Genomic DNA, 5,607 nt, shown 5'->3' with positions numbered 1-5,607 from the left:
ACAAGGTGTTATCGAATCTAAATCCCCTCACCCTAACCCTCTCCCGAAGGGAGAGGGAATTAACGGGACAGCAGTGTTACTGGCTATTAATATCGGCAGACATCACAAAGAGTTGAGTTTTGTCACGCGGAACACTTATTACTGGAACTTTTATGATAGAAGAACGTGCCCAACAGATTGCAGAGAAGTGGTTAACTGAGGCGGCAGAAAGTGCCGGGAAAAAGGACCTTAAGGTACACATGGGGATGATATCAAAACGTGTCAGCGTCCAGGGTGTCCCCGGGTTTGATAACATCGATTACGATATATGGTATAAGCAGTGCAAATTTCAGTTTGAAAATGCCTTGATAAAGAGCGTTGCTTACAAGGGTTTTAACCTGATCAGCGCAACAGAGACCCAGATTATATTCACCGTCTTTGAAATGGTGGTGGGGGCGGATGGCACCCTGAATGAACAGATCGTTGAGATGTTGCTGGAGAAAGAGGACGATGATTTGTGGCGACTGGTGCAGGAGCGGGTGCTTATCGAGAATGATGCGATGAGAAATCATGAATTATCATCTGATAAGTAGACGCCAGAGAACAATGGTTTCTAATATGAAAACCAGAAGGCTCAGGGTCGATTGGTCTAAATAGAGCCATTCAAAATGTCAGGCAAATAAAGTGGCAGAGTTACCTATTCAGGTTTTGCAGATATATGGTCTAGAATCGTTCATACTCACTTTATAACATCATCACTGCGAGGTACCGCTATGTCGATAAAGTCATCTCTGATTACAACCTTATTATTAGCCGCTTTCTGTGCTTCGCCTGCGGCGATGGCAGATCGACCTGACAAGGATGTCCGTGAGGCGCAAAAACGCCAGCAGGAAACCGAGCGCGAGTCGCGTAAGCATCAAGCAGAAGACGAGCGTGAGTACCAGAAGAACAAGCAGGAAGCTCAACGTGAGGAACGCAAGCACCGGGAGGAAATGGAACGTGAGGAACGCAAGCACCGGGAAGAAATGGAACACGAGGACAGGGAGCACAGGCGTGAGCGCGACGATAATGGAGCAGAAAAGCCATGGTGGAAGTTCTGGTAAAGGCATGAGCCGGGTCTTTTGATACGCTGCAATAAACGCCAATCAAACAAAGAACAAAAGAGGTTGATGCAATGTCAAGGCAGCTTACCTGGGGTGGTGTTTTTTTACGGTTTCTATTTGCGCTACTTATTGTGTTCCTCAGTTATAACCCGGAAGGTTATTCCTATTACCATTGGGGAGTGGAAAACTTTTTTCCCTTCACCCCGCTGAAGCTGATTGCCGGTATCCTGCTGGTTATCGGCTGGGTGATATTTGTCCGGGCCACGCTGCGTTCACTGGGTACAGTGGGCCTGGTGCTGGTGACCGGTCTGTGCGGGGCCATCCTCTGGCTTATGATCGATTCAGGCTGGACCTCTGAAGACAGCCTCCGTTTCTATACCTATGCCGGCCTGATCATTATCACAGTACTATTAACAGTAGGCATGTCCTGGTCGCATATCCGGCGTAACTTGTCGGGGCAGTATGATATGGACGACGTTGATAATGATGATTAGCGGTTAAGCCTGCCTGCAAAATGCCTGGCTCGAGCTACCTTGCAAGCCAGGCCGTGTGCTACCAGCCTCAGCTGTGACTGGCGCAATGATACCCACCCCAATTTCGGGGGCTACAATACACTGGCTACACTCATCGAGAGTGAGGTTATGCAGCACTTGCCACCATTCTGGCTATGATTAGCCTGAAAAGCGATGATGAAGACCACGGGCCAGCAAGGCGAACCCAGCCGCTAATAGAGTCTGGACGCCAGATGCGCTATTCTGAAGCGGACATTCATGGAAAAAGACGGACAAGCATCGTGACCGTATATACAGGGATCAGATTTCTTCGCTGCAGCTTATTTGCTGTGATGATCGGCATGCTATCTGCTTGTGCCTCGATGATCACCGAAGGCCTGGCAGGTGACCTGCAGAAGGGCATCGCGAACCAGGAAGACCCCGCCATTGTTAGGGCCGGTGCCCCGGCCTACATGCTGATTATCGACGGCAATATCCAGAGTAACCCGGACGACCGCGCAATGCTGATGGCAGGCGCCCGTCTCTATAATACGTATGCCTCGGTGTTTGTTAAGGATACAGGGCGTGCCCGGCTACTCTCGGCCAGGGCGCGTGACTATGCGCGGCGGGCCTTTTGCCTGGATCGGGCAGAGCGGTGCCGGGTGGATCAAGACAGCTTCGACAGGTTTGTTGCAGTAATCAATAAAACCGGCAAGGGCGATATCGATGTACTCTATACCTATGCAACGGCCTGGGCGGGCTGGGTGCTGGCGAACAGGGAAGACTGGAACGCGATTGCCGACCTGCCGAAGATCGAGGCGATGATGGAACGTATTGTTGCCCTTGATGATGAGTACGAGGGTGGCCAGGCGCATGTTTACCTGGGTATCCTGCAGGCGCGCCTGCCGCCCGGCATGGGTGGCAAACCCGAGCAGGGTCGTGCGCACTTCGAACAGGCCATCAAGCTATCTGCCGGCAGGAATCTGATCGCCAAGGTTGAAATGGCACGGTGGTATGCGCGGCTGGTGTTTGACCGGGAACTGCATGACCGGCTGCTGAATGAGGTCATCAAGGCCAACCCGCAAGAACCCGGCCTGACCCTGAGCAATGTGCTCGCACAACAACAGGCACGGCAGTTACTGGAATCTGCCACGGAGTATTTCTGATGCAGCGATTACTTTTTTTCCTGTTCCTGGCCGGCATGTCTGTAGCCGTGCATGCGCAGACCTTCAAGATTGCCACCATCTTCCCGGATGGCACAAGCTGGATGAACACCGTGCGCGAGGGTGCCAATGAAATCGAACAGCGCACCAATGGCAGGGTAACGTTCCGGTTTTATCCCGGCGGTGTCATGGGTAACGATGCGACTGTCTTGCGCAAGATCCGCATCGGCCAGTTACACGGTGGCGCCCTGACCGGTGGTGGCGTGGCCGATATATATACCGGTGCTTATATCTATAACCTCCTCTTCGCCTTTCGTTCCTTTGAAGAAGTCGACTATGTTCGTCAGCGCATGGACAGCCAGATCATTGCAGGCCTGAAGCAAAACGGTTTTATCAGTTTCGGTCTGAGTGGTGGTGGTTTTGCCTACCTGATGTCCGATAACCCGGTCGCCTCAATTGAAGACCTGAAAAAGCAGAAGGTCTGGACGCCACAGGGAGATCGCATCAGCCGCGCTGCATTCGAGGCGATCGGGGTTTCACCGATCCCTCTGCCACTCACCGACGTGCTGACCGGCCTGCAGACCGGATTGATTAATACGGTTGGCACGTCGCCGATCGGGGCGATTGCCCTGCAATGGCATACACGGGTTAAATACCTTACGGATATTCCGCTGGCCTATCTCTATGCGACACTCGTGGTGAAACGCGAGACATTTGAAAAGCTCACGGCGGCTGATCAGAAGATCGTACATGAAGTGATGGGGAAGATTTTTAAAAAGTTCGGCGAGCAGAATCGCGAGGAAAATCATGCGGCGCGCGAGGCGCTTGAAAATCAAGGTATCAGGTTTATTACGCCTGATCTTGACAAGCAGAAAGAATGGAATGACAAGGTATCCCGGGCCATGGACGAGCTTGCCAGAGAAGGTCTCTTTTCCGAGGCCATGTTAAAAACACTCAGGAGTCATCTGCATGACTACCGGCAAGGAACCAGAAAAGCAAAATAAGGGTTTCCTGCAACGCCTGTTGCATTACTCGAACAGGGTCGAAGACACCCTGTTGGTGTTTATGCTCGCGGCCATGATCGTTATTGCCAGCATGCAGATACTGTTACGCAACGCCCTGGAAACGGGCTTTGCCTGGGGTGATCCACTGTTGCGCATCCTGGTGTTATGGGTTGGCCTGCTCGGCGCGATGGTTGCCACGCGCAAGGACAACCACATCAGTATTGATATCCTGACACGCTATATGTCAGCGCGCAGCAAACGTGTTAGCGGAGTGCTTTCAGATATATTTACCCTGTGTGTATGTGCGGTGCTGGCATATCACGGTGTGCGATTTGTCATGCAGGATCAGGAGGCCGGCGTTATCGCTTTTTCCGGGTTCCCGGCCTGGTGGTTTGAACTGATTATCCCTGTCGGTTTTGCCGTGATCGGCCTGCGCTATGCGGTGCGGTGCGTTGCCGGCCTGCAAGGAAAGCGATGACGATCCTCACCAACCTCGGCCTTATCATGCTGGCGCTATTGCGCACACCGCTGTTTGCGATCATCGCGGCGGCCGCGCTACTGGGTTTCCATCGTTCGGATATTGACCTGACGGCGGTGACCATCGAGTTTTACCGTCTTGCCGAAATGCCCATCCTGCTCGCCATTCCGTTGTTCACCTTTGCTGGTTACCTGCTCAGTGAGAGCCGCGCGGCGGCGCGCCTGGTGCGTGTGACCCAGGCATTGCTTGGCTGGATGCCGGGCGGCCTGGCGATTGTCGCCTTGCTGGCCTGCGCCTTTTTTACGGCGTTTACCGGTGCCTCGGGCGTGACCATTGTGGCGTTGGGCGCCTTGCTTGTACCGGCCATGGCGCAGGCCGGTTACCGCGAAAACTTCAACCTCGGTCTGGTTACGACCTCCGGCAGTCTCGGCCTGTTGTTTGCGCCATCGTTGCCGCTGATCCTGTATGCCGTGATCGCACAACAAGTCGGTGTCGGTGAGCCGGTAACGGTCGACGACATGTTCCTGGCCGGGATATTCCCCGGTCTCCTGATGCTGGTGGTGTTATCGGTCTGGGTCGTGTGGGTCAACCGTAGCCAGTCACTGCAGGCGTTTTCGCCGCTAGAGGCCGGCTCGGCCCTGTGGGAGGCGCGTTGGGAAATTCCCTTGCCGTTTATCGTCCTCGGCGGTATCTATTCCGGCTATTTTGCGGTATCCGAGGCCGCGGCCGTGACGGTACTCTACGTCTTGATTGTTGAAGTCGGTATTTACCGCGAAGTATCGCTCAGGAAACTGCCCGAGGTGATGCGGGATGCCATGGTGCTGGTTGGCGCCATCCTGATCATTCTTGGTCTGTCGTTGGCATCGACCAATTACCTGATCGATGCCGGGGTGCCGGCAAAACTGTTTGCCCTGGTTCAGGCGCATATCAGTGACAGGCTGACCTTCCTGATCCTGCTGAATATATTTCTGCTTGTGCTCGGCACCATGCTGGATATCTTTTCGGCGCTGGTCATCATGGTGCCGTTATTATTACCGATCGCGATGGGTTATGACATCCATCCGGTGCACCTGGGGATCATTTTCCTGGCCAATATGCAGATAGGCTATTTCACACCACCGGTTGGCATGAACCTGTTTATTGCCAGTTACCGGTTCAAAAAACCCGTGATGCAGCTGTATCGCGCGACGCTGCCGTTTTTCATTATCCTGTTGTTGACCGTGCTTATCATTACCTACTGGCCGGCCTTGTCGCTTGGTCTGCCGGGACTGCGCTAGACAAGACGGGGCCGACGGCCTGGATGTTGAAAAAAAGGCTCTTCACCAAATCAAGTGGGTAGGTTACCGTAGAAGCCATGAGAGACAAAGAATTATACGCGCAGATATTAGG

General features: G+C 53.4%; 7 protein-coding genes. All 7 read left to right on the top strand.

The window, feature by feature from the left end:
• Positions 1-152 precede the first annotated feature (152 nt).
• The 7 genes from RQ738_RS12930 to RQ738_RS12900 all read left to right on the top strand — a co-directional run bounded on the left by RQ738_RS12930 (position 153) and on the right by RQ738_RS12900 (position 5,495).
• Complete coding sequence (locus RQ738_RS12930; RefSeq protein ID WP_314165697.1) at positions 153-572, top strand: hypothetical protein; 420 nt, start codon at positions 153-155, stop codon at positions 570-572.
• A gap of 246 nt (positions 573-818) precedes the next feature.
• A complete protein-coding gene (locus tag RQ738_RS12925) occupies positions 819-1,082 on the top strand; it encodes a hypothetical protein (protein WP_314165696.1) in 264 nt (87 codons plus the stop codon).
• A 71-nt stretch (positions 1,083-1,153) separates the two neighbouring features.
• A complete protein-coding gene (locus RQ738_RS12920; RefSeq protein WP_314165694.1) occupies positions 1,154-1,576 on the top strand; it encodes a DUF6524 family protein in 423 nt (140 codons plus the stop codon).
• Between the two features lie 359 nt (positions 1,577-1,935).
• Entirely contained in the window at positions 1,936-2,739 is an 804-nt protein-coding gene (locus RQ738_RS12915; protein WP_314165692.1) for a TRAP transporter TatT component family protein, read from the top strand.
• Positions 2,739-3,740 (top strand): TRAP transporter substrate-binding protein DctP, encoded by a 1,002-nt coding sequence (dctP, locus tag RQ738_RS12910; protein WP_314165691.1) that lies wholly within the window; start codon positions 2,739-2,741, stop codon positions 3,738-3,740. The genes RQ738_RS12915 and dctP overlap by 1 nt, the downstream gene beginning before the upstream one ends.
• Complete coding sequence (locus tag RQ738_RS12905; RefSeq protein WP_314165689.1) at positions 3,706-4,218, top strand: TRAP transporter small permease; 513 nt, start codon at positions 3,706-3,708, stop codon at positions 4,216-4,218. Before dctP ends, RQ738_RS12905 begins: the two co-directional genes overlap by 35 nt.
• The gene (locus RQ738_RS12900; protein WP_314165687.1) at positions 4,215-5,495 is read left to right on the top strand and encodes a TRAP transporter large permease; all 1,281 of its coding nucleotides are present in this window, start codon (positions 4,215-4,217) and stop codon (positions 5,493-5,495) included. The genes RQ738_RS12905 and RQ738_RS12900 overlap by 4 nt, the downstream gene beginning before the upstream one ends.
• The last annotated feature ends 112 nt before the right edge of the window (positions 5,496-5,607 follow it).

Origin of the sequence: Sulfuriflexus sp. (genome assembly GCF_032250955.1) — a bacterium.
Lineage (GTDB): Bacteria > Pseudomonadota > Gammaproteobacteria > AKS1 > AKS1 > Sulfuriflexus.
The sequence above is the reverse complement of the archived record's forward strand: the minus strand, read 5'-3'. Positions and strand labels throughout refer to the sequence as shown.